At 47.9% G+C, this 507-nt stretch carries 1 protein-coding gene; it reads left to right on the forward strand.

The window, feature by feature from the left end; all coding sequences use genetic code 11:
- The coding region (locus J1N09_RS15410; protein ID WP_265201173.1) for an Ig-like domain-containing protein at positions 1–507 on the forward strand (507 nt) is incomplete at both ends.

Here is a 507-nt window from a genome sequence, read left to right on the forward strand (position 1 = left end):
TATGTGCCGAACGATCCGAATTTCTTCGGAACGGATCAGTTTGTATACGAGATCTTCGACGATGGAACTCCTGTGGCCAGAGATCAGGCTACGGTTTTCATTACCGTCTTCGGAATAAATACCACGGACGCCATAAACGACATCAACAACACCTTTACGGATGTAGCGGTATCGGGTAATGTACTTACCAATGATGAAGATGCCGAAGGTGACAACCAAATAGTAACAACAACGGGAACCTTCCCAACTACGGCAGGAGGTAGTGTGACCCTGAATGCAGACGGTAGTTATGTGTATACACCGCCGGCGGGATATTCAGGACCTGACACCTTCCAGTACAGTATAGTTGATGATGGAAACCCACAGGCCAGTGATACGGCCACAGTATTTATAGAAGTACTTCCACTGGATTCGAACACCACTATTGCCAATGCCGATACGGCGGGTACAGAGGTGAATGTTCCGGTAAGCGGAAATGTACTTGTGAACGACTTCGATCCTGAAGGC

Origin of the sequence: Aureitalea sp. L0-47, from assembly GCF_026126405.1 — a bacterium.
Classification (GTDB): Bacteria; Bacteroidota; Bacteroidia; order Flavobacteriales; family Flavobacteriaceae; genus Pukyongia.